The following is a 22,142-nucleotide window of genomic DNA, read 5'->3' on the forward strand; positions in this document are numbered from 1 at the left end:
ATATGGAACCGAGAATCTGATGAGTGACTATAAATCTACCCTGAACTTGCCGGAAACAGGCTTCCCGATGCGTGGCGATTTAGCCAAACGGGAACCTGCGATGTTGCAGCGCTGGACTACCGATAACCTGTACGGTGCGATCCGCGCGGCTAAAAAAGGCAAAAAAACATTTATCCTGCATGATGGCCCTCCGTACGCCAACGGCAACATTCATATCGGTCACTCAGTTAACAAGATTCTGAAAGATATTATTGTTAAATCTAAAGGACTGTCCGGATTTGACGCGCCTTATATCCCCGGCTGGGACTGCCACGGATTACCGATTGAGCATAAAGTCGAACAAATGATCGGTAAGCCTGGTGAAAAAGTGTCGGCTGCTGAGTTCCGTGCTGCCTGCCGTCAGTATGCTGCGGAGCAGGTGGAAGGGCAGAAAAAAGACTTTATTCGCCTGGGGGTACTGGGTGACTGGGATCGCCCGTATCTGACGATGGACTTCAGGACCGAGGCGAACATTATCCGTGCCTTAGGTCGCATCATCGGCAATGGTCATTTGCATAAAGGGGCCAAGCCTGTTCACTGGTGTCTGGATTGTCGTTCTGCACTGGCGGAAGCCGAAGTGGAATATTATGACAAGACATCACTGTCTATCGATGTCATGTTCAACGCCACGCAGCCGGAAACTGTCGCTGCCGCGTTCTCTGCAGCAACGCCGGCAACGCCGGTCTCGCTGGTGATCTGGACGACTACCCCCTGGACGATGCCATCAAACCGGGCCATCTCGGTCAACCCGGAGTTTGATTATCAGCTCATCCAGACGGAAGAGAGAGCACTGATCCTGGCGAAAGATCTGGTCGACAGTGTGATGAAGCGTGCCGGTATTACCGAATGGCAGGTACTGGGTGAATGCAAAGGCAGCGCGCTTGAAATGTTACGTTTCGCGCATCCGTTCCTGGCCTTTGATGTGCCTGTTTTACTGGGCGACCATGTCACCCTGGATGCCGGTACCGGTGCCGTGCATACCGCCCCTGGCCACGGTCCGGATGACTATGTCATCGGGCAGAAATATGGCATTGAAGCGGCAAACCCTGTCGGCCCGGATGGATGCTATTTACCGGGCACTTACCCGGGGCTGGACGGCGTGAATGTCTTTAAAGCTAACGAAATGATCGCCGATCTGCTGCGTGAAAAAGGCGCATTACTGCACCTGGAAAAACTGCACCACAGTTATCCGCACTGCTGGCGCCATAAAACGCCTATCATTTTCCGTGCGACTCCGCAGTGGTTTATCAGCATGGATCAGAAAGGACTGCGTGCGCAGTCGCTGAAAGAAATTAAAGGCGTACAGTGGATCCCGGACTGGGGCCAGGCACGTATTGAATCGATGGTAGCTAATCGTCCGGACTGGTGTATCTCGCGTCAGCGTACCTGGGGCGTACCGATGGCACTGTTCGTTCATAATCAGACCGAAGAGCTGCATCCGGATACGCTTAACCTGATGGAGCAGGTTGCTCTGCGGGTTGAGCAGGACGGTATTCAGGCCTGGTGGGATCTGGACGCGAAAGAACTGCTGGGTGCAGATGCGGACAACTACACCAAGGTACCGGACACGCTGGATGTCTGGTTTGACTCCGGGTCAACCAGCAGTTCGGTTGTCGATGTACGTCCTGAATTTAACGGACATAGCGCAGATATCTATCTGGAAGGCTCCGATCAGCACCGTGGCTGGTTTATGTCATCACTGATGATTTCGACGGCGATTAAAAACAAAGCCCCTTACCGTCAGGTACTGACCCACGGATTTACCGTCGATGGTCAGGGCCGTAAGATGTCGAAGTCTATCGGTAATACCGTCAGTCCTCAGGACGTGATGAACAAACTGGGCGCCGACATTTTACGTCTGTGGGTGGCTTCAACCGACTATTCCGGGGAAATGGCGGTCTCTGATGAGATCCTGAAACGTTCGGCGGATGCCTATCGTCGTATCCGTAATACTGCCCGTTTCCTGCTGGCTAACCTGAATGGCTTTAATCCGGAAACGGATCAGGTGGCCCCGGAAGAGATGGTCGTGGTTGACCGCTGGGCGGTGGGCCGTGCGCTGGCTGCACAGCAGGATATTGTGGCCTCTTACGAAAATTATGACTTCCATGAAGTGGTTCAGCGTCTGATGCAGTTCTGCTCTGTGGAAATGGGGTCGTTCTACCTGGATGTCATTAAAGATCGTCAGTACACCGCGAAAGCTGACAGTGTGGCTCGTCGCAGTTGTCAGACCGCGCTCTGGCATATTGCTGAGGCTCTGGTTCGCTGGATGGCACCGATTATGTCGTTCACTGCCGATGAAATCTGGGGTCATTTATCAGGGCAACGTGATCAGTACGTGTTCACCGGTGAATGGTATCAGGGGCTGTTTGGCCTGCCTGAGAACGAAGCACTGAATGATTCGTACTGGGAACAACTGCTTAAAGTTCGTGGTGAAGTTAACAAGGTCATTGAGCAGGCGCGTTCCGATAAGCGTGTCGGTGGGGCGCTGGAAGCCTCCGTCACTCTGTATGCTGATGCGGCACTGTCAGAAAAACTGACAGCGTTAGGTGATGAACTGCGTTTCGTGTTACTGACCTCGGCCGTTAAGGTTGCACCGCTGGATACCGCACCGACAGATGCGGTACAGAGCGAGCACCTGAAAGGTCTGAAAATTACTCTGGCTAAAGCCGATGGTGAGAAATGTCCGCGTTGCTGGCATTACACTACGGATGTGGGTCAGAACCCTGAACATGCTGAAATCTGTGGACGCTGCTACACCAACGTCTCCGGTGAAGGTGAAGAGCGTAAGTTTGCCTGATGAGTAAATCGTTATGTTCAACCGGCCTGCGCTGGTTGTGGGTTATGGTGCTGGTGATAGTCGCAGACTTCGCCAGTAAACAGTGGATTATGGCCCACATGCAATTGCATGAAACCCGGGCCCTGTTCCCCTCTCTTAATCTTTTTTATGCCCATAATTATGGGGCGGCCTTCAGTTTTCTGGCCGACAAGGGCGGATGGCAGCGCTGGTTCTTTGCCGGTATCGCCATAGCCATAGCCATCGCGCTGGTTGTGATGATGTACCGTAATCGCGCCAGTCAGCGCCTGACGAATATCGCCTATGCGCTGATCATCGGTGGTGCGCTGGGTAATTTGCTGGATCGCTTCTGGCATGGCTTTGTGGTCGATTTTATCGACTTCTATGTCGGTAACTGGCATTTCGCGACCTTTAATATTGCCGATTGCGGTATCTGTATCGGGGCCGCGCTGGTGATCCTGGAAGGATTTATCACGTCCTCCCGCAAAACGGACAAAGGGTAAGCCATGAGTCATCAGGTACAGCACGACAGCTCATTGTTAGTGCATTTTACCCTTACTCTGGAAGATGGCTCGGTAGCAGAGTCCACCCGGGCTAATGGCAAACCTGCCTTGTTTCGCTTAGGCGATGGCAGTTTGTCTCCGGCTTTCGGTCAGGCTCTTTTCGGTATGGCTGCCGGGGAAACCCGGCAGTTTACGCTGACGCCGGAGGATGCTTTTGGCACGGCCAGCCCTGACCTGATCCAGTACTTCTCGCGCCGGGATTTCGCCGGTGCGGCTGAACCGGAGGCGGGAACCATTATGTTGTTCACCGCCATTGATGGCAGTGAAATGCCTGGTATTATCCGTGACGTTTCCGGTGATTCGGTGACGGTAGATTTTAATCATCCGCTGGCAGGGCAGACGGTGACGTTTGCTGTGGAAGTGCTGGAGGTTGATCCGGTCCTGGAGAATGAAAATGCAGATTCTGCTCGCTAACCCCCGAGGTTTTTGTGCCGGTGTAGACCGCGCTATCAGTATAGTGGAGCGGGCGCTGGAAATGTACGGCGCACCTATCTATGTCCGCCATGAGGTCGTGCATAACCGTTACGTGGTCGATAGTTTACGTAACCGTGGCGCTATTTTTATTGAAGAAATCAGTGAAGTCCCTGACGGGGCTATTCTGATCTTTTCAGCGCATGGGGTTTCACAGGCGGTCAGGGCTGAAGCCCGTGCCCGCTCACTGACCATGCTTTTCGATGCTACCTGTCCACTGGTCACCAAGGTGCATATGGAAGTGGCCCGGGCCAGCCGTAAGGGCGTGGAAGCGATCCTTATCGGTCACGCCGGCCACCCGGAAGTGGAAGGCACCATGGGGCAGTATAACAATCCTGAGGGTGGCATGTATCTGGTGGAATGTCCGGAAGATGTGTTCAGACTGAAGATTAAAGATGAGTCCAATCTGAGCTTTATGACTCAGACCACGCTGTCGGTGGATGACACTTCTGAGATCATCGATGCACTGCGTCAGCGTTTTCCGGCGATTATCGGCCCCCGTAAAGATGATATCTGCTATGCGACCACCAATCGTCAGGAAGCGGTTCGTACGCTGTCTGAACAGGCGGATGTCATTCTGGTTGTTGGTTCCCGGAACTCTTCAAACTCGAATCGTCTGGCTGAACTTGCCCGCCGGGCCGGTAAGCAGGCGTGGCTGATTGACTCTGCGGAAGATATCAGTGAGAGCTGGCTGAAGGGGGCCGCCTGTATCGGTGTGACCGCAGGGGCATCGGCACCGGATATTCTGGTACAGCAAGTGATTGCCCGCCTGCGTGAGCTGGGCGGTGAGGCCGCTATCGAATTGATCGGCCGTGAAGAAAATATCGTTTTCGAGGTTCCTAAAGAGCTTCGTGTGGAAGTAAAAGAAGTCGAGTGATCTGCTTTATCCCGTAGCGGCCTCCTGCGGCCGGCTACGGGACCCTCGTTCCTGCTCCGTTTTTTACCGGTATTCTGCCGGGCTACACTATTCACGTCCTATTGATTTTACTGATAAGATTATCGGTGAAGCCTGAAATTCTAATGATATTTTTTTTTGCTGGTACTGGCTCTGGTGGCTGGTTACCCTGACTCCGCATGCATATGTACAGGAATGAATAGTTATGAGTAATATCCGAATAGGTGTTGTCGGAGCTTCCGGAAGAATGGGTCGTCAATTAATTGAAGCGACGATGCTGGCTGAAGGGGCTACCCTGGGTGCCGCAGTCGTGCGTCAGGGATCATCTCTGGTGGGCTGTGATGCCGGTGAATTAGCCGGAGGTGCCAAAACCGGTGTGCTGATCAGTGACAGCCTGGAAGCGGTGAAAGATGACTTCGATGTGCTGATCGATTTTACACGTCCTGAAGCGACTTCTGACTACCTGAAGTTCTGTCAGGCGCATCATAAAGCTATCGTGATAGGCACGACCGGATTTGATGAGGCCGGTAAACAGGCTATCCGGGCTACCGCAGAGTCTGTCCCGGTCGTTTTTGCTGCAAATTTCAGTGTCGGTGTAAACCTGGTTCTGAAACTGCTGGAGAAAGCGGCTAAAGTTATGGGCGAGTACAGCGATATTGAAATTACTGAGGCCCACCATCGTCATAAAGTCGATGCTCCGTCAGGTACAGCTTTGGCGATGGGGGAATCCATTGCTGATGCCATGAACTGGACACTCTCTGAACATGCTGTTTATAGTCGTGAAGGGCATACCGGTGAGCGTAAACCGCAGACTATCGGTTTTGCGACAGTCCGTGCCGGCGATATTGTCGGAGAACATACTGCAATGTTTGCCGATATCGGAGAGCGGGTAGAGATTACCCATAAGGCCTCCAGTCGTATGACTTTTGCAAATGGCGCAGTAAAGGCTGCTTTATGGCTAAGTCATCATAAAAATGGCTTTTATGATATGCGGGATGTGCTTTCATTGAACGATATCTGATTTTCCAGGTTAGTGTCTTTGTTGTAATGCCTTAATTTTAAAGGGGGATTCTATATCTCTCTTTTATTTTGAGGTCTTGGGTGTGTTTTTTAATTTAGCCCGGTGTTATCCTTTCTTATCGCTCTTTTCTTCTTCTTATTCTCCCTGTTAAAAGTGTTTATGCTCATATATTGCACAGCAATCTCCGTCGGAGGACACATTTCTTCAGGCAATCGTTTTATTCACCCTCCATATATGCCTTTTTATGGCTATTTTATGGTTTTTACTCCCAGTGGCGTAAAAAAAACAACTTTATCCGCTTTCAGACTGGACATCAGTTACGCTGCTCATTAGAATGCGCCCAATTTGCCGAAAATCGAGTATTCAGCGTTTTTTGGATTGATTCAGGCGATGCTTATGAATTAATATGCAGGTATAGTGACTATTTATTCCCCGGAGGAAGTTTTGATTAAGTCAGCAATCCTGGTTCTGGAAGACGGAACCGAGTTCCATGGCCGGTCCATAGGCGCAAGCGGGTCGGCAGTCGGAGAAGTCGTTTTCAACACATCAATGACCGGCTATCAAGAAATTCTTACTGATCCTTCCTATTCCCGCCAGATTGTCACTCTTACTTATCCCCATATTGGTAATGTTGGTACTAACCCGGCTGACGAAGAGTCATCCCATGTTCATGCTCAGGGCCTCGTTATCCGCGATCTGCCACTGATCACCAGCAATTACCGTAGTAAAGAAGACCTTTCTGCTTATCTTTCCCGTCACAACATCGTCGCTATCGCCGATATTGATACCCGTAAACTGACCCGCCTGCTGCGCGAAAAAGGGGCTCAGAACGGCTGTATCATTGCAGGTGATGCACCGGATGTGGCTGCGGCCTTAGCCCGGGCGAAAGCCTTCCCGGGACTGAAAGGGATGGACTTAGCGAAAGAAGTGACCACGCAGAAAAGCTATTCCTGGACACAGGGGAGCTGGACGCTGAGTGATGAACTGCCTGCGCCGAAAGACGAAAGTGAACTGCCGTATCACGTGGTGGCTTATGATTTCGGTGCGAAGAGCAACATCCTGCGTATGCTGACCGACCGTGGATGCCGCCTGACCGTGGTTCCGGCACAGACTTCTGCTGAAGAAGTCCTGAAAATGGCACCGGACGGGATTTTCCTGTCTAACGGACCGGGGGACCCGGAGCCTTGTGATTATGCCATCAGCGCGATTAAAGAATTCCTGACCACAGAAATTCCGGTGTTTGGTATCTGTCTCGGTCACCAGTTGCTCGCTCTGGCGAGCGGTGCGTCAACCGTAAAAATGAAACTGGGACACCACGGCGGAAACCATCCGGTCAAAGATCTGGACCGTAATGTCGTGATGATCACTGCGCAGAACCATGGCTTCGCCGTCGATAAAGAAGACCTGCCGGAGTGCTTACGCGTCACTCATACGTCACTGTTTGACCATACCGTGCAAGGGATCCATCGTACGGATAAGCCTGCATTCAGCTTCCAGGGACACCCGGAAGCGAGCCCGGGGCCGCATGATGCCGCGCCATTGTTCGACCATTTTATCGAGTTAATCAATACCTACCGTTCAGCAACCCGGTAATCAGGAGCTAATCAATGCCAAAACGTACAGACATAAAATCCATCCTGATCCTGGGTGCCGGTCCGATTGTTATTGGTCAGGCTTGTGAATTTGACTATTCCGGTGCACAGGCGTGTAAAGCCCTGCGTGAAGAGGGTTACCGCGTTATTCTGGTGAACTCAAACCCGGCAACCATCATGACCGACCCGGAAATGGCCGATGCGACCTACATTGAGCCGATTAACTGGGAAGTTGTGCGCAAAATCATCGAAAAAGAGCGTCCGGATGCTGTCCTGCCGACCATGGGTGGGCAGACGGCACTGAACTGCGCCCTGGAACTGGAAAGACAAGGCGTACTGGAAGAGTTCGGTGTCACTATGATTGGTGCAACTGCTGATGCGATTGATAAAGCAGAAGATCGCCGTCGTTTTGATAAAGCGATGAAAAGCATTGGCCTGGACACTGCGCGTTCAGGTATCGCACATACGATGGAAGAAGCATTTCAGGTAGCTGATGATGTTGGCTTCCCTTGTATCATCCGCCCATCCTTTACTATGGGTGGCACCGGGGGCGGAATTGCTTATAACCGCGAAGAATTTGAAGAAATTTGTACCCGCGGGCTGGATCTTTCCCCGACCAATGAGCTGCTGATTGATGAATCACTGATTGGCTGGAAAGAGTATGAAATGGAAGTGGTCCGTGACAAAAATGATAACTGTATCATTGTTTGTTCCATCGAGAACTTCGATGCCATGGGGATCCATACCGGTGACTCCATCACGGTTGCGCCAGCGCAGACGCTGACCGACAAAGAATACCAGATCATGCGTAATGCCTCGATGGCAGTATTACGTGAAATCGGTGTGGAAACCGGCGGCTCTAACGTTCAGTTCTCCGTGAATCCGGAAAACGGTCGTCTGATTGTTATCGAAATGAACCCAAGGGTATCTCGTTCGTCAGCCCTGGCCTCTAAAGCAACGGGCTTCCCGATTGCGAAAATCGCCGCAAAACTGGCCGTAGGTTATACGCTGGATGAGCTGATGAATGATATTACCGGTGGACTGACACCGGCCTCATTCGAACCCTCCATCGATTACGTTGTGACCAAAATCCCGCGTTTTAACTTCGAAAAATTCGCCGGCAGTAACGATCGCCTGACCACCCAGATGAAATCTGTGGGTGAGGTTATGGCTATCGGACGTACGTTCCAGGAATCGGTACAGAAAGCACTGCGTGGCCTGGAAGTGGGTGCCAGCGGATTTGACCCGAAAGTTGAGGCTGAAGATCCGGAAGCGCTGACCCGCATCCGCCGCGAACTGAAAGATGCCGGCAGCGACCGTATCTGGTATATCGCTGATGCTTTCCGTCTGGGAATGTCAGTGGATGGCGTTTTCAACCTGACCAATATTGACCGTTGGTTCCTGGTGCAGATTGAAGAGCTGGTCCGTCTGGAAGAGCAGGTTGCCCGCCAGGGAGTTAATGGCCTGAGCCACGATTTCCTGCGTCAACTGAAGCGTAAAGGCTTCTCTGACCTGCGTCTGGCTAAACTGGCCGGCGTTGCAGAAAACGAAATCCGTAAACTGCGTCAGCAATACAACCTGAACCCGGTATATAAGCGTGTGGATACCTGTGCGGCGGAATTTGCGACCGATACCGCGTATATGTATTCAACCTATGAAGAAGAGTGTGAAGCTAACCCATCCACCGATCGCGCCAAAATCATGATCCTGGGTGGCGGTCCTAACCGCATCGGACAGGGAATTGAGTTTGACTACTGCTGTGTTCATGCGGCACTGGCCTTACGTGAAGACGGTTATGAAACCATTATGGTTAACTGTAACCCGGAAACCGTATCCACCGATTATGATACCTCTGACCGTCTCTACTTCGAGCCGGTGACGCTGGAAGATGTGCTGGAAATTGTCCGCATCGAAAAGCCTGAAGGGGTGATTGTACAGTACGGCGGTCAGACGCCACTGAAACTGGCCCGTGAGCTGGAAGCTGCCGGTGTCCCGGTGATCGGTACCAGCCCGGATGCCATTGACCGCGCAGAAGACCGTGAACGTTTCCAGCAGGCAGTTGATCGTCTGGCACTGAAGCAACCGGCGAATGCCACTGTGACCGCGCTGGAACAGGCTGTCGAAAAAGCAGCGACCATTGGCTATCCATTAGTGGTACGTCCTTCCTATGTACTGGGCGGCCGGGCGATGGAAATCGTCTATGATGAACAGGATTTGAAACGTTACTTTATGACGGCGGTATCGGTCTCGAATGATGCGCCGGTTCTGCTGGACCGTTTCCTGGATGATGCGGTCGAGGTGGATGTTGATGCCATTTGTGACGGTGAACGGGTACTGATTGGCGGGATCATGGAGCATATCGAACAGGCCGGTGTTCACTCCGGTGACTCGGCATGTTCTTTACCGGCTTACACGCTGAACCAGGAAATTCAGGATGTCATGCGCGATCAGGTCACTAAACTGGCCTTTGAGCTGAATGTTCGTGGTCTGATGAACGTACAGTTTGCGGTTAAAGATAACGAAGTGTATCTGATTGAAGTGAACCCGCGCGCTGCCCGTACGGTACCTTTTGTGTCGAAAGCGACCGGTGTACCTCTGGCGAAAGTCGCTGCCCGTGTGATGGCAGGTAAAACGCTGGCGGCTCAGGGGGTCACTGAGGAAGTCATTCCGCCTTACTATTCAGTGAAAGAAGTGGTGCTGCCGTTTAACAAGTTCCAGGGGGTTGACCCGATCCTTGGCCCGGAAATGCGGTCCACCGGTGAGGTCATGGGCGTAGGCCGGACTTTTGCCGAAGCCTTCTCCAAAGCGATGCTGGGCGCGCAGGCGACGATGAAAAAATCAGGCCGTGCGTTATTATCGGTCCGTGAAGGCGATAAGAAACGTGTGGTTGACCTGGCCGCTAAATTGCTGAAATTTGGTTACGAGCTGGATGCAACACACGGTACTGCGGTTGTTCTGGGTGAAGCCGGGATTAATCCACGTCTGGTGAATAAAGTTCATGAAGGTCGTCCGCATATTCAGGACCGTCTGAAAAATGGTGAATACAGCTATATCGTAAACACTACCGCCGGACGCCAGGCTATTGAAGATTCACGCCTGATCAGACGCAGCGCACTGCATTATAAGGTGCACTACGACACCACGCTGAACGGTGGTTTTGCGACCGCGATGGCACTGAATGCTGACCCTACCGATCGTGTGATTTCGGTCCAGGAAATGCATGCTGAAATAAAAGGCTAAGGCCTTATCCGAATAAGCAACCCTGTTTCAGGGTTGCTTATCTCTTTCCGTCACGACCTCCTTATACCTCACTGTTGTTCCTTTATCTCTGCTGACTCCGAACTTCGGGTTTAAAAATGAGTTTCGTCCTGTTCTTTTTTTTTCCGGAAAAAGACCTGCTCCCTGATGCTATGTTCATGACGGATATCCGGCCCTGACATATTTTGGTGACCAGGCTGTCTGCACCCTCGGCAGATATTTATCTACCGGGATGTCTGTCATAGAACAGAAACAGCCATGACTTTCTGCTTATTTTAATTAACTTCGTCAGTTCGTTTGCTCGCGGATAGGCTAAAAATATTTTCATTTTTGAAATGATTATAAAAACCCGATGTGAGTCACATGTCTGATTAATGAATAAGAAGAAATATAAACATTTTTATATTTATCAGGGGTGTTTATCTTCCCTGCGGATGTCCAGGGATCAAATTTGTGCCACTGCTCAACGCGTTTATGTCCATCATAACGTCGCCAGGGGGCGGAGATCATTTCATCCTGACGGTGCACATCCGGAGCCCCGGAGGTCGGCACATACCGGGACCGCTTGTCATGGCGTGACTATGTGCGGGGACAGGGTTTAGTGAAATAATGAACAATCCCTATCGACGAAGTCGATCCCTTTCCGTATGATGGCGCCAATTTTTCCAGCGGGTTAATGTAATGATTAGTTTGATTGCTGCAATGGCGGCAGATCGGGTGATTGGTATGGATAATGCGATGCCATGGAGTTTGCCAGCCGATCTGGCCTGGTTTAAAAAACAGACCCTGAATAAACCCGTGATCATGGGGCGGCGAACGTTTGAGTCCATCGGCCGACCCTTACCGGGACGACTGAATATCGTGATCAGCCGTACCGCAGGCACCTCTGAAGGTGTTAGCTGGGTAACGTCACCCGACGAGGCGCTGGCATTGGCCGGTGATGTGCCGGAAATTATGGTGATCGGTGGCGGGAAAATCTATGCTCAGATGCTGGAAAAAGCTGACCGGCTCTATCTGACACATATCGATGCAGAAGTCGAAGGAGATACACTGTTCCCGGATTATGATCCCGATCAGTGGCAGTCAGTATTCAGTGAGTTTCATGATGCTGACAGTAATAACACGCACAGTTTTTGCTTTGAGATCCTGGAGCGCCGGGTCTGAAGTAGCTGACTCAGGGTATTGAGCGGCGGTACATGATAATACCCTCCCACAGGGGCGTCGGCACGTGTGGGAGGTTGCCATTATAAAATATCCAGCGTGATTAATACGTTAAATACGTTCTTTTATTCTAAAATAGACCTTCCTCACAGTTTTACTTACCCATTAAAATTAATCTGTATTCCGTTGTCGATGGAATAACACTCCCGGCTGGTTATATCAAATCTTTTAATAAAGGTTTATTAATATATGCTGGTTGGCGCGGGTATATTCCTTCCGGGCGTAAGAACACCCTGTAAGTTATGCTTTATATGAAAATTAATATCTATTCTTTGGTTCGGGAATAAGTATTCATCCGAAGGGGTAAGATTTTTACCCGCTGAAAAAAGGCTGAAGGTTTTTTACGGGGAATGGGTAGGTTTTCATTTTTCTTTAAACTTCATCAGTTATGACGAACATCATGTATCCCGTATATCGGGAGTTAATACTCTGTTGTTAAGAAAAGTGCTCAATAAGGATCCTCCGGGCACAATAAACTGCGGAAGAATAATCATCCGGTAAAGGAATGGCGCTGTAAATTAAGGAGATTAGGATGACCCGATATTTGCAATTAGCTGAACAGATTATCGAGGGCGTCGGGGGAAAGAAAAATATCCGGACACTTGTCCACTGTGCAACCCGACTACGTTTTAAACTACAGCATACGCCGACAGGGGCCGCGGATCAGATAAAATCCCTTGACGGGGTTATGACGGTCGTCGAAAGCGGGGGACAGTTTCAGGTAGTTATCGGCAACCATGTGAGTGAAGTGTTTCGTGCCATTGAAAGCTCCCTGGCCGGAACGGCTGCTGTTTCTGATGAATCCGGCCCCGGGGCTGAAAGCGGGGACGAAACTTCCTCCTCAGCTTCTCTGCTGGCACGCTTTATCGATCTGGTCTCCGGAATTTTTACTCCGGTATTGAGTGTGATGGCCGCTTCGGGGATCCTGAAAGGTTTTCTTGCCTTATTTGTCGCGCTCAATCTGCTTGATCCGCAAAGTTCCACGTATCAGGTCTGGTTTGCCGCCAGTGATGCGTTGTTCTATTTCTTCCCGATGGTGCTCGGTTATACCGCCGGTAAGAAGTTCGGCGGATCACCTTTCCTGACGATGGCCATCGGTGGTGCACTGGTACATCCGACGATATTATCGCTGTCGGAACCGGCGACATTCTTTGGTATTCCGCTGACCCTGATCAATTACAGCTCGTCGGTGATCCCGATTATTTTCTCCGCATGGCTGAGCTGCTGGCTGGAGAAAAAACTTTATCCGCGCTTACCTGAATCGGTACGAAATTTTACCGCCCCACTGATTTGCCTGATTATTATTGTCCCGCTGACTTTCCTGGTGATCGGGCCTCTCTTTACGTTCCTCAGTCATTTACTGGCCAGTGGTTATCAATGGATTTATGACATCGCCCCCTGGCTTGCCGGGATTTTCCTCGGTGCCGTCTGGCAGGTCTGTGTCATTTTCGGCCTGCATTGGGGGCTGGTACCTATCGCAATTAACAATCTCAGTGTGCTGGGGTACGACACCATCATACCGTTGCTGCTTCCTGCAGTGATGGGGCAGGCCGGCGCAGCGTTAGGGGTCTTTCTGGCAACCCGTGACGCCAGACTGAAAATGCTGGCCGGCACATCAGTGACGGCAGGTATCTTCGGCATTACAGAACCCGCTATCTATGGCGTGACATTACCGCTGAAGCGACCTTTCCTGTTCGGATGCATTGCCGGGGGATTGGGGGGAGGCATTGTGGGGCTTTTCCAGGTGAAAGTCTGGTCTTTCGGCCTGGTGAGTATTTTTTCTGTGACACAAATCATCCCGCCGGGCGGGATAGACTTTACCGTCTGGGCCGCAATCTGCGGGACAATACTGGCACTGGTCTTGTCCTGTCTGCTGACGTTTCTGTTTGGGGTACCCCGTAACGGACAGACGCAGGAAACAGTGAAAAACGGATAACGTGAACCGCCTGTATCTGCTTTTACAGGCGGTGAACGGTATGTTTAAGTCATCATCATCAGGGAGAGAGTCATGAAATTATTTCCGGAAAGTTTTCTGTGGGGCGGGGCGATTGCAGCCAATCAGGTAGAAGGCGCATGGCGTGAAGGGGGGAAAGGATTATCGACATCTGATGTGTTACCTGAAGGTATTTTTGGCGGCCTTGATGAGCGCGGGTCTGAGAAAGAATATCTGAAGGATGTGGCTATCGATTTTTATCATCGTTATCCGCAAGATATCGCTTTATTTGCTGAAATGGGCTTTACCTGCCTGCGACTATCGATCGCCTGGAGCCGCATTTTTCCCCGCGGGGATGAAGAAACCCCGAATGAAGCCGGGCTTGCATATTATGATGCGATTTTTGCTGAACTGGAAAAACACAATATTCAGCCAGTGGTGACACTTTCTCATTACGAGATGCCCTGGGCATTAGTGAAAGAGTATGGCGGCTGGGGGGATCGTCAGGTCATCACTTTCTTCCTGCGCTACGCCAGAACGGTGTTTCAGCGTTACCGGCACCAGGTACGTTTATGGCTGACCTTCAATGAAATTAATATGTCTCTGCACGCGCCGCTGACAGGTGTGGGTATTCCGATGGAAAGTTCGCTGGGTGAAATTTACCAGGCCATCCATCATCAACTGGTTGCCAGTAGCCTGACGGTCAAAACCTGCCACGAAATGATCCCGGGGGCGAAAATAGGGAATATGCTGTTAGGCGGGTTACAGTATCCGTTAAGCAGTAAACCGGCCGATGTGATGGCGGCTATGCAGGGAAACCGGCATTGGTTATTTTTCGGGGATGTCCAGGTGAGGGGAGAGTACCCTGGCTATATGCAACGCTATTTCCGTGATAATAATATTGAACTGCACATTACGGATGAAGACCGGGAAGCTCTCAGACACGGGGTGGATTTTGTCTCGTTCAGTTATTACATGTCCGGGTGTGCCAGTGCCGAGCCGGAAAAATATCTGCAGGAGCGCGGAAATATCCTGAACATGATCCCAAACCCTCACCTGAGTGCATCGGAATGGGGCTGGCAAATCGATCCGCAGGGGTTACGGGTACTGCTGAATCTGCTATGGGATCGTTATCAAAAACCGCTGTTTATTGTTGAAAATGGTCTGGGAGCGCGGGATCAGCTCACTGCGGATGGCCAGGTGAACGATGATTATCGTATCAGCTATCTGAATGATCATCTGCAGCAAGTCCGGGAAGCTCTGGAAGATGGCGTGGATATTATGGGGTATACCAGCTGGGGGCCTATCGATTTAGTCAGTGCTTCTAAAGGTGAACTTTCCAAACGCTATGGCTTTATTTACGTCGATCGTCATGACGATGGTACCGGGACGCTACAGCGTTACCGTAAGAAAAGTTTCGGCTGGTATCAGTCAGTGATTGCCAGCCGGGGAGCCGTACTGAAATAAAGTTTATTCCGGGGCGGGCCACTGACGGACGGCCCCGGAAGGTTAACTCTTTTTCTTTTGCAGGGAAGGCTGGTGGAAATATTGCTGGTCTTCCCAGCGCAGTAAGGTAAGGGTTCCGCCCCAGCAGCATCCGGTGTCCAGTCCCAGTATACCTTCCGGAGTACCTTTACCCTCCAGCGATGCCCAGTGTCCGAATGCAATGGTATAGCCTTCACGTACCGGGCCTTCCAGCATAAACCAGGGTTTCAGCGGCGGAGTGGCTTTTTCCGGAACATCTTTACATATCATGTCCAGTTGTCCGTTCGGAAAGCAATAGCGCATCCGCGTCAGTGCATTAGCGCTGAAACGCAGCCTGGCCAGTCCGCTGAGTTCAGGTGTCCAGTTGTTAGGCATATCGCCGTACATGGCATCCAGGAAGAGTGGATAGCTGTCACTGGAAAGTATGACTTCCAGTTCTCTGGCACAGGCTTTAGCCGTGTCGATATCCCATTGCGGGGTGATCCCGGCATGGGCCATGACCAGCTTTTTCTCTTCATCGACCTGTAATAAGGGTTGGCGACGTAGCCAGTTGATCAGCTCATCACAGTCCCCGGCAGCCAGCAGTGCCGCCAGGTTATCTTTAGGTTTGTTGCGACTGATCCCGGCATAGACAGCCAGAATATGGAGATCATGGTTCCCCAGCACCAGTCGGACAGAGTCACCCAGTGACTTCACCTTTCTTAATACCGCAAGGGAGTCCGGGCCACGAGCGACTAAATCACCGGTCAGCCAGAGTTCATCCCGGGTCGGGTCAAAACTGACCTGATCCAGTAATGCACAAAATTCTGTATAACAACCGTGAATATCGCCTATCAGATAAGTACTCATGTAAATCCTGTCAGCATAAACATCAGGCCTGCAGACACAGGCCGGAGGGGGGCTTAATGAAGCTGAGTAGAGACTGCAAGGCGAAACACCGGGATCGGTGTCGTAAAGCGCTCACCATTTTCATCTTCCATGACATAGTGTCCCTGCATGGTTCCGATCGGCGTTTCGAGGACGGCACCACTGGTGTACTGGTATTCGTCCCCGGGCTTTATTCGCGGTTGTTCACCGACGACGCCTTCACCCTGAACCTCAGTCTCTTTCCCGTTACCATTCGTGATTAACCAGTAGCGTTCACGTAATTGCACTTCAGAGTGCCCTAAATTACGGATGGTGATTGTATAGGCAAAAACATAACGTTCTTCCTCAGGCAGCGATTGCGAGGCGACATAAAATGTTTGTACATGTACGTAAACGCGTCTGGATCCACTCATGATTAACTCTCCCGGGGTTGTTCCGGATGCTCTGTCAGCCAGTGTGCCAGCTGGCAGTATTGGGCAATCGAAATGTTCTCGGCTCGCAGGGTATCATCAATACCCAGATCAGAAAGCACCTGTGCGGAGAACAGATGGCCGAGGCTGTTGCGTAGTGTCTTACGACGTTTACCAAAGGCCTCTGTCGTGATCCTGCTGAGGACTTTGACATCCACTGCAGGGTACGGAGAACAGGTATGTGGCACCAGGCGCACGACGGCAGAATCTACTTTCGGTGGCGGAGTAAAGGAGTGCGGCGGAACTTCCAGTACCGGAATGACCTGACAGTAGTACTGAGCCATGACCGTCAGGCGGCCATAAGCTTTACTGCCGGGGCCTGCCACCAGGCGATTGACGACCTCTTTTTGCAGCATAAAGTGCATATCTTTAATCGCACCCGGATAGCTGAACAGATGGAACATCAATGGCGTTGAGATATTGTAAGGCAGGTTACCGAAAACACGTAACGGCTGCCCGCGCTCAGCGGCCAGTTCAGCAAAATTGAATGTCATCGCATCCTGCTGAAAAATAGTCAGTTTCGGGCCCAGGAACGGGTGAGTCTGCAGGCGGGCAGCCAGATCTCTGTCGAGTTCGACCACTGTCAGCGCATCGACTTTTTCACCGACCGGTTCGGTCAGCGCTCCGAGGCCGGGACCAATTTCAACCAAAGCATCACTCTTAAGCGGATGGATGGCTGAGACAATGCTATCAATAATATATTGATCGTTCAGGAAGTTCTGCCCGAAACGTTTACGGGCATAGTGCCCCTGATGGACGCGATTATTCATTACTGCTCTTAATCATATTGATGGCGAGTTTAATCGCCGTAATAAAGCTGCCCGGATCGGCCTGCCCACGACCTGCCAGTTCAAGTGCAGTTCCATGGTCGACTGAAGTCCGGATAAATGGGAGGCCCAGGGTAATATTTACCGCCCGGCCAAATCCCTGATATTTTAATACCGGCAATCCCTGGTCATGATACATCGCCAGTACGGCATCGGCATGTTCAAGATACTTTGGCTGAAACAGGGTATCGGCAGGCAGCGGCCCGATGAGCGAAATGCCCTGCTGGCGTAACTCTTCCAGTGCCGGTTCGATAATATCAATTTCTTCTCGTCCCATATGCCCGCTTTCGCCGGCATGAGGATTTAATCCGCAAACCAGAATTTTCGGTTCAGGAAGATGAAATTTCTGCTGTAAATCCCGATGAAGAATAGTGATCACTTCGTGCAGGTTTTCCCGCGTGATCGCGGCAGAGACATCTTTCAGTGGAAGATGTGTGGTCGCCAGAGCCACCCGCAGTTCGGTGGTTGCCAGCATCATCACGACTTTATGACAGCCGGCACGATCTGCAAAAAACTCGGTATGCCCGGTAAAAGGAATACCGGCTTCATTAATCACGCCCTTATGAACCGGGCCTGTGACCAGTGCTGAAAATTCTCCGGAAAGACAGCCATCACAGGCGGTCCTGAGAGATTCGACAACATATTCACTGTGACTGACGGATAACTGACCTGCTGTCACGGGGGCATTCAGTGCCACCGGCAGCAAGGTCAGAGTTCCTGCTTGCTGGGCAGTGGCAGGGAGATCCGGCTGATAATCGGTCAGCGTGACGGAAACCCCCAGCGCTGCGGCTCTGTCCAGTAACAGTTGTCTGTCGGCACAGACCACTAACTGAACTGGCCAGTCAACACTGGCCAGTTGCAACGTCAGGTCCGGACCAATCCCGGCGGGTTCGCCGGGAGTGATGACTATACGGGGTATATCAGTCATTATTATCCAGAATCTTCACATAAGCAGATGCGCGTTCTTCCTGCATCCAGGTCTGAGCTTCTTCCGCAAATTTACGATTGAACAGGATATTATAGGCACGATCTTTCGCGACTTCATCTGTTCTGTCTACCTGACGGGTATCCAGCAACTGGATCAGGTGCCATCCGAAGGAAGAGCGAACTGGCTGACTGAGCTGACCTTTTTTCAGTTGCATCACTGCATCGCGGAACGCCGGGTCATAAATGTTCGGAGAGGCCCAGCCTAAATCGCCCCCCAGGTTGGCAGAACCCGGATCATCAGAATATTTATTAGCGGCATCAGCAAAGGTAATTTTTCCCGCGCGGATCTCGGCCGCGATCTGCTCAATTTTGGCGTGAGCCTGCTGATCACTCATTATAGGGGTAATTTTGATCAGAATATGGCGTGCATGAACTTCCGTTACCGAAACGTTCTGAGATTCACCGCGCATATCATTCACTTTCAGAATATGGAAACCCACACCTGAACGGATAGGCCCGACAATATCGCCTTTATGGGCAGCGCTTAAGGCCTGGCTGAACAGACCTGGCAGCTCTTCAATTTTGCCCCAGCCCATATTACCGCCTTTCAGCGCCTGTGGGTCGGCGGAATAGGTGACGGCCATTTTTCCGAAGTCGGCACCGTTTTTCAGCTCACCCACCAGTTTTTTCGCCAGGGCCTCTTCTTCATCAACCTGTTGCTGTGTCGGGTTTTCCGGCAACGGCAGCAGGATCATGCTGAGGTTAACTTCTGTGCCCGGCACGTTCTGGGATGAAATCTGTTTAGCCAGGTTATTCACCTCTTCAGGGAGGATAGTAATACGGCTTCTGACTTCATTATTGCGAACCTCAGCAATCAGCATCTCTTTGCGGATCTGGTTACGGTAATCGTTGTAATTCACCCCGTCGTACGTCAGACGGCTACGTAACTGATCCATGCTCAGGTGGTTCTGAGCCGCGATGTTCTGAATCGCCTGATCCAGCTGCTGGTCACTGATCTGCAGGCCGGCACGCTGGCCCATCTGTGTGATGATACTATCCATAATTTCGCGTTCGAGGATCTGATGACGTAAAGTCTGATCATCGGGCAATTGCTGGCCGGCCTCCTTTGCCTGAGTTTTAACCGTGCTCATCAGGTTATCAACATCGCTTTCGAGAACGACACCGTTGTTGACTATCGCTGCGACTTTATCAATCATCTGTGGCGCAGCCAGAGCAGTCGTTGCTTTAAGCGCGACACACAGAATCAGCATTCTCCAGTTCTTCATACTATTTCCATCGTTGTTACCGCTATGCGGAATTTACCGGCCATACATTACAACATCAAAATGCGGACTGATAAGGGATGATCCCCTGGCTCAGCATTTGACGGGTTCCCAGGCCATAGTCAGAACTCAGGCCCCGGAACTCAATGTTGAATGAAATCTGGTTGTCATAATTACTTGTATCGTTTTCCCAGCCATTGATCTTACGCTCATAGCCTAAACGGATGGCATAACAGCAAGAACTGTATTGGACACCTAACAATTGCTCAGCAGGTTTACGGTTACGGGTATCGTAATAGTAAGCTCCGACCACTGACCATGCATCTGCAATCGGCCAGCTGGCGGTGGCACCTGCCTGTGATATTCCGTTTTTGTAAATCGGGCTGCTCAGCAAGGATTCATCGTTCAGTGCCGCAGCAACATACTGAGGACTGCTATAACGATAGCTCAACTGCACTAAGCGGTCAGCATCACGACGATATTCCAGGACAGCATTCCCCTGAGAGACATTGTCCAGTTTGGTGTCATATTGCAGACCGCCACGAACCCCCCAGCGATCACTGATCTTCCAGTAAGTATCTCCGGCCCAGGTCAGGCTCCCTGTACTGTCTTGATCGTCAATTGACGAAATTCCGGTACGTGCAGGGGTAAACGAATATATCTGACCCACAGAAATGTTAAATCGTTCAACCAGATTGCTATCATAAATGCGGGAAGTGACCCCGGTGGCCACCTGATCCGCAGAAGCGATACGATCCAGGCCACTGTAGCTACGGTCACGGAACAGTCCGGTATAGTCCGTTTGCAGTAACGTTGAATCGTAAGGGTAGATATTGCTCTGATTACGATAAGGGACATACAGATACTGAACCCGGGGTTCCAGAGTCTGAGTGTAGCCCGGAGACCAGGTCATATCCCGGTCAAAGACCATACGGCCATCGACTTTGAATTGCGGCATCGTCCGGTTGACGGAATTTGCCAGATTATAGCGTGAACCGCTTTCTGTCAGCGCACCACTGTTGTAATCATCCAGATTATCCTGCTGATAATGTGTCGCCAGCAGTTTGGCTTCGGTATTCAGACTTGCCCAGCCGTTGGATAACGGTAAGTCCAGGGTCGGCTCGATATGTAAACGGGTCGCCTGCGGATAACGCGGGTTGGTGTTGGTAAAACGCGCTATCTGACCAAAGACATGGCCATCAAACGGTCCGATATCATTCTGATACAGGTTAACATCCAGCTGCGGCAGGGTGCGGTAAATATTACTGTTGGTGCGTGAGAACGTCTGGAAATCACGTGTCGATAAGGTGGCATCCCAGTGCGTATCGGCATAGCCAATGCTGAATTTCTGCGATGCATAACCATCTGTCGAGCTGTAGTATTTGGAATCCAGATCGTTAAAGTAGTAAGTATCACTGACCTTGGTGTAGTCAGCATTGATACGCCAATGCTGATCATAAACACCGGAATGACGCCAGTAAAATAACCAGCGGTCAGAGCTGGCGCTGTCTGCGATCCCCCTGGCGGATTTTTCATTGTTATATTGCTGATCCGAAGGCAGGTAATCCAGCTCCATGAGTCCGCCACCTAACCCTGAAAGATAGCGGAATTCGTTCTGCAGCTGCATACCCCGCTTACTCATATAATGAGGCGTGATGGTGGCATCCATCTGCGGCGAAATATTCCAGTAATAAGGCAACAAAAATTCGAAGCCATTATTATTACCGTATCTTGCATTCGGGATCAGGAAGCCTGAACGGCGGCGATCGCCGATCGGCAGTTGCAGATAAGGGCTGTAAAAAACAGGTACCGAGCCGATTTTGAAGCGGGCATTCCAGATTTCTGCCACTTCTTCCTGCCGGTCCTGAATAATTTCAGAACCCACAACACTCCAGCTGTTACTGCCTGGCAGACAGGACGTAAAACTGCCGTTTTCCAGGATAGTGTATCGGTTATTATCGCGCAGTTTCATCTCGGTCGCAGTGCCACGGCCCTGACGTCCGACCATCTGATAATCGCCATTCCAGACGTTGGTATTTTTATTATTCAGATTGCTCCAGGCTTTTGAGCCCTTCAGAATAACCTGATTATCGTCATAATGAACGTTGCCCAGTGCATCGACAGTCCGGGTGGGTGTACTCTGCCCGGGTTGCTCATTCTGATGAAGTTGTATTTCATCGGCCTGAAGCTGACCATTTCCCTGATTGACACTGACTTTACCGGAAAAAACGGAATTATTCGGATACGTCCCTTTTGCCGAGTCAGAATTTATGGTTACGGGCTGCTCATTAGGCGTTCCGCTGGTCAGCGGGCGATTATATGAGGGAACGCCCAGCATACATTGCGACATCAGGTCATCGGCAAGGGTGTGCTGACTGTAGAGCGCTGCACCAATCATCGTGGCAAGCAGGGTAGGTATACGTTTATTCATACGCAGTATCTGGGATTCCGTTAAAACTGGCATCATGCCGACAATTGGGCGAAGACTAACTTACC

At 51.1% G+C, this 22,142-nt stretch carries 15 protein-coding genes and 1 pseudogene; 10 read left to right on the forward strand and 6 right to left on the reverse strand.

The features are described from left to right. Positions 1-19 precede the first annotated feature (19 nt). From ileS to ascB, 10 genes and pseudogenes are all read left to right on the forward strand, one after another. Positions 20-2,836, forward strand: a complete 2,817-nt coding sequence (ileS, locus tag CG67_RS01385; RefSeq protein ID WP_025901192.1) for an isoleucine--tRNA ligase — start codon at positions 20-22, stop codon at positions 2,834-2,836. Then, on the forward strand, positions 2,836-3,336 hold the full coding sequence (gene lspA, locus CG67_RS01390; RefSeq protein ID WP_025901193.1) for a signal peptidase II: 501 nt from the start codon (positions 2,836-2,838) through the stop codon (positions 3,334-3,336). The genes ileS and lspA overlap by 1 nt, the downstream gene beginning before the upstream one ends. A gap of 3 nt (positions 3,337-3,339) precedes the next feature. Continuing rightward, positions 3,340-3,810: an FKBP-type peptidyl-prolyl cis-trans isomerase gene (fkpB, locus tag CG67_RS01395; protein ID WP_025901194.1), complete on the forward strand. Its 471-nt coding sequence runs from the start codon at positions 3,340-3,342 to the stop codon at positions 3,808-3,810. Then, positions 3,791-4,744, forward strand: a complete 954-nt coding sequence (gene ispH, locus CG67_RS01400) for a 4-hydroxy-3-methylbut-2-enyl diphosphate reductase (RefSeq protein WP_025901195.1) — start codon at positions 3,791-3,793, stop codon at positions 4,742-4,744. The genes fkpB and ispH overlap by 20 nt, the downstream gene beginning before the upstream one ends. Positions 4,745-4,967: 223 nt before the next feature. Further along, on the forward strand, positions 4,968-5,783 hold the full coding sequence (dapB, locus tag CG67_RS01405; RefSeq protein ID WP_025901196.1) for a 4-hydroxy-tetrahydrodipicolinate reductase: 816 nt from the start codon (positions 4,968-4,970) through the stop codon (positions 5,781-5,783). A 444-nt stretch (positions 5,784-6,227) separates the two neighbouring features. Continuing rightward, positions 6,228-7,376 (forward strand): glutamine-hydrolyzing carbamoyl-phosphate synthase small subunit, encoded by a 1,149-nt coding sequence (carA, locus tag CG67_RS01410; RefSeq protein ID WP_025901197.1) that lies wholly within the window; start codon positions 6,228-6,230, stop codon positions 7,374-7,376. A gap of 14 nt (positions 7,377-7,390) precedes the next feature. Beyond that, positions 7,391-10,615, forward strand: coding sequence for a carbamoyl-phosphate synthase large subunit (carB, locus tag CG67_RS01415; protein ID WP_025901198.1), 3,225 nt, complete (start codon positions 7,391-7,393; stop codon positions 10,613-10,615). 699 nt (positions 10,616-11,314) lie between these two features. Next, a complete protein-coding gene (gene folA, locus CG67_RS01425) occupies positions 11,315-11,797 on the forward strand; it encodes a type 3 dihydrofolate reductase (RefSeq protein ID WP_025901200.1) in 483 nt (160 codons plus the stop codon). A 589-nt stretch (positions 11,798-12,386) separates the two neighbouring features. Continuing rightward, positions 12,387-13,754: pseudogene (locus tag CG67_RS01430) on the forward strand (PTS transporter subunit EIIC); the annotation flags it as partial. Between the two features lie 108 nt (positions 13,755-13,862). After that, positions 13,863-15,254 (forward strand): 6-phospho-beta-glucosidase, encoded by a 1,392-nt coding sequence (ascB, locus tag CG67_RS01435; RefSeq protein WP_025901202.1) that lies wholly within the window; start codon positions 13,863-13,865, stop codon positions 15,252-15,254. A 42-nt stretch (positions 15,255-15,296) separates the two neighbouring features. Here ascB and apaH read toward each other — a convergent pair whose 3' ends face one another. The 6 genes from apaH to lptD are packed head-to-tail and all read right to left on the reverse strand — an operon-like array spanning position 15,297 to position 22,077. Beyond that, positions 15,297-16,121, reverse strand: a complete 825-nt coding sequence (gene apaH / locus CG67_RS01440) for a bis(5'-nucleosyl)-tetraphosphatase (symmetrical) ApaH (RefSeq protein ID WP_025901203.1) — start codon at positions 16,119-16,121, stop codon at positions 15,297-15,299. Between the two features lie 53 nt (positions 16,122-16,174). Further along, complete coding sequence (apaG, locus tag CG67_RS01445; protein ID WP_025901204.1) at positions 16,175-16,552, reverse strand: Co2+/Mg2+ efflux protein ApaG; 378 nt, start codon at positions 16,550-16,552, stop codon at positions 16,175-16,177. A gap of 2 nt (positions 16,553-16,554) precedes the next feature. Beyond that, positions 16,555-17,379 carry a 16S rRNA (adenine(1518)-N(6)/adenine(1519)-N(6))-dimethyltransferase RsmA gene (rsmA, locus tag CG67_RS01450; protein ID WP_025901205.1) on the reverse strand — a complete coding sequence of 275 codons (825 nt, stop codon included), beginning with the start codon at positions 17,377-17,379 and terminating at the stop codon, positions 16,555-16,557. Beyond that, on the reverse strand, positions 17,372-18,364 hold the full coding sequence (gene pdxA, locus CG67_RS01455) for a 4-hydroxythreonine-4-phosphate dehydrogenase PdxA (RefSeq protein ID WP_029990248.1): 993 nt from the start codon (positions 18,362-18,364) through the stop codon (positions 17,372-17,374). The genes rsmA and pdxA overlap by 8 nt, the downstream gene beginning before the upstream one ends. Continuing rightward, on the reverse strand, positions 18,357-19,649 hold the full coding sequence (gene surA / locus CG67_RS01460) for a peptidylprolyl isomerase SurA (RefSeq protein WP_025901207.1): 1,293 nt from the start codon (positions 19,647-19,649) through the stop codon (positions 18,357-18,359). Before surA ends, pdxA begins: the two co-directional genes overlap by 8 nt. A gap of 55 nt (positions 19,650-19,704) precedes the next feature. Further along, positions 19,705-22,077, reverse strand: a complete 2,373-nt coding sequence (lptD, locus tag CG67_RS01465; protein ID WP_038024459.1) for an LPS assembly protein LptD — start codon at positions 22,075-22,077, stop codon at positions 19,705-19,707. Between the last annotated feature and the right edge of the window lie 65 nt (positions 22,078-22,142).

Source organism: Tatumella sp. UCD-D_suzukii (assembly GCF_000611875.2).
Taxonomy (GTDB): Bacteria; Pseudomonadota; Gammaproteobacteria; order Enterobacterales; family Enterobacteriaceae; genus Tatumella; species Tatumella ptyseos.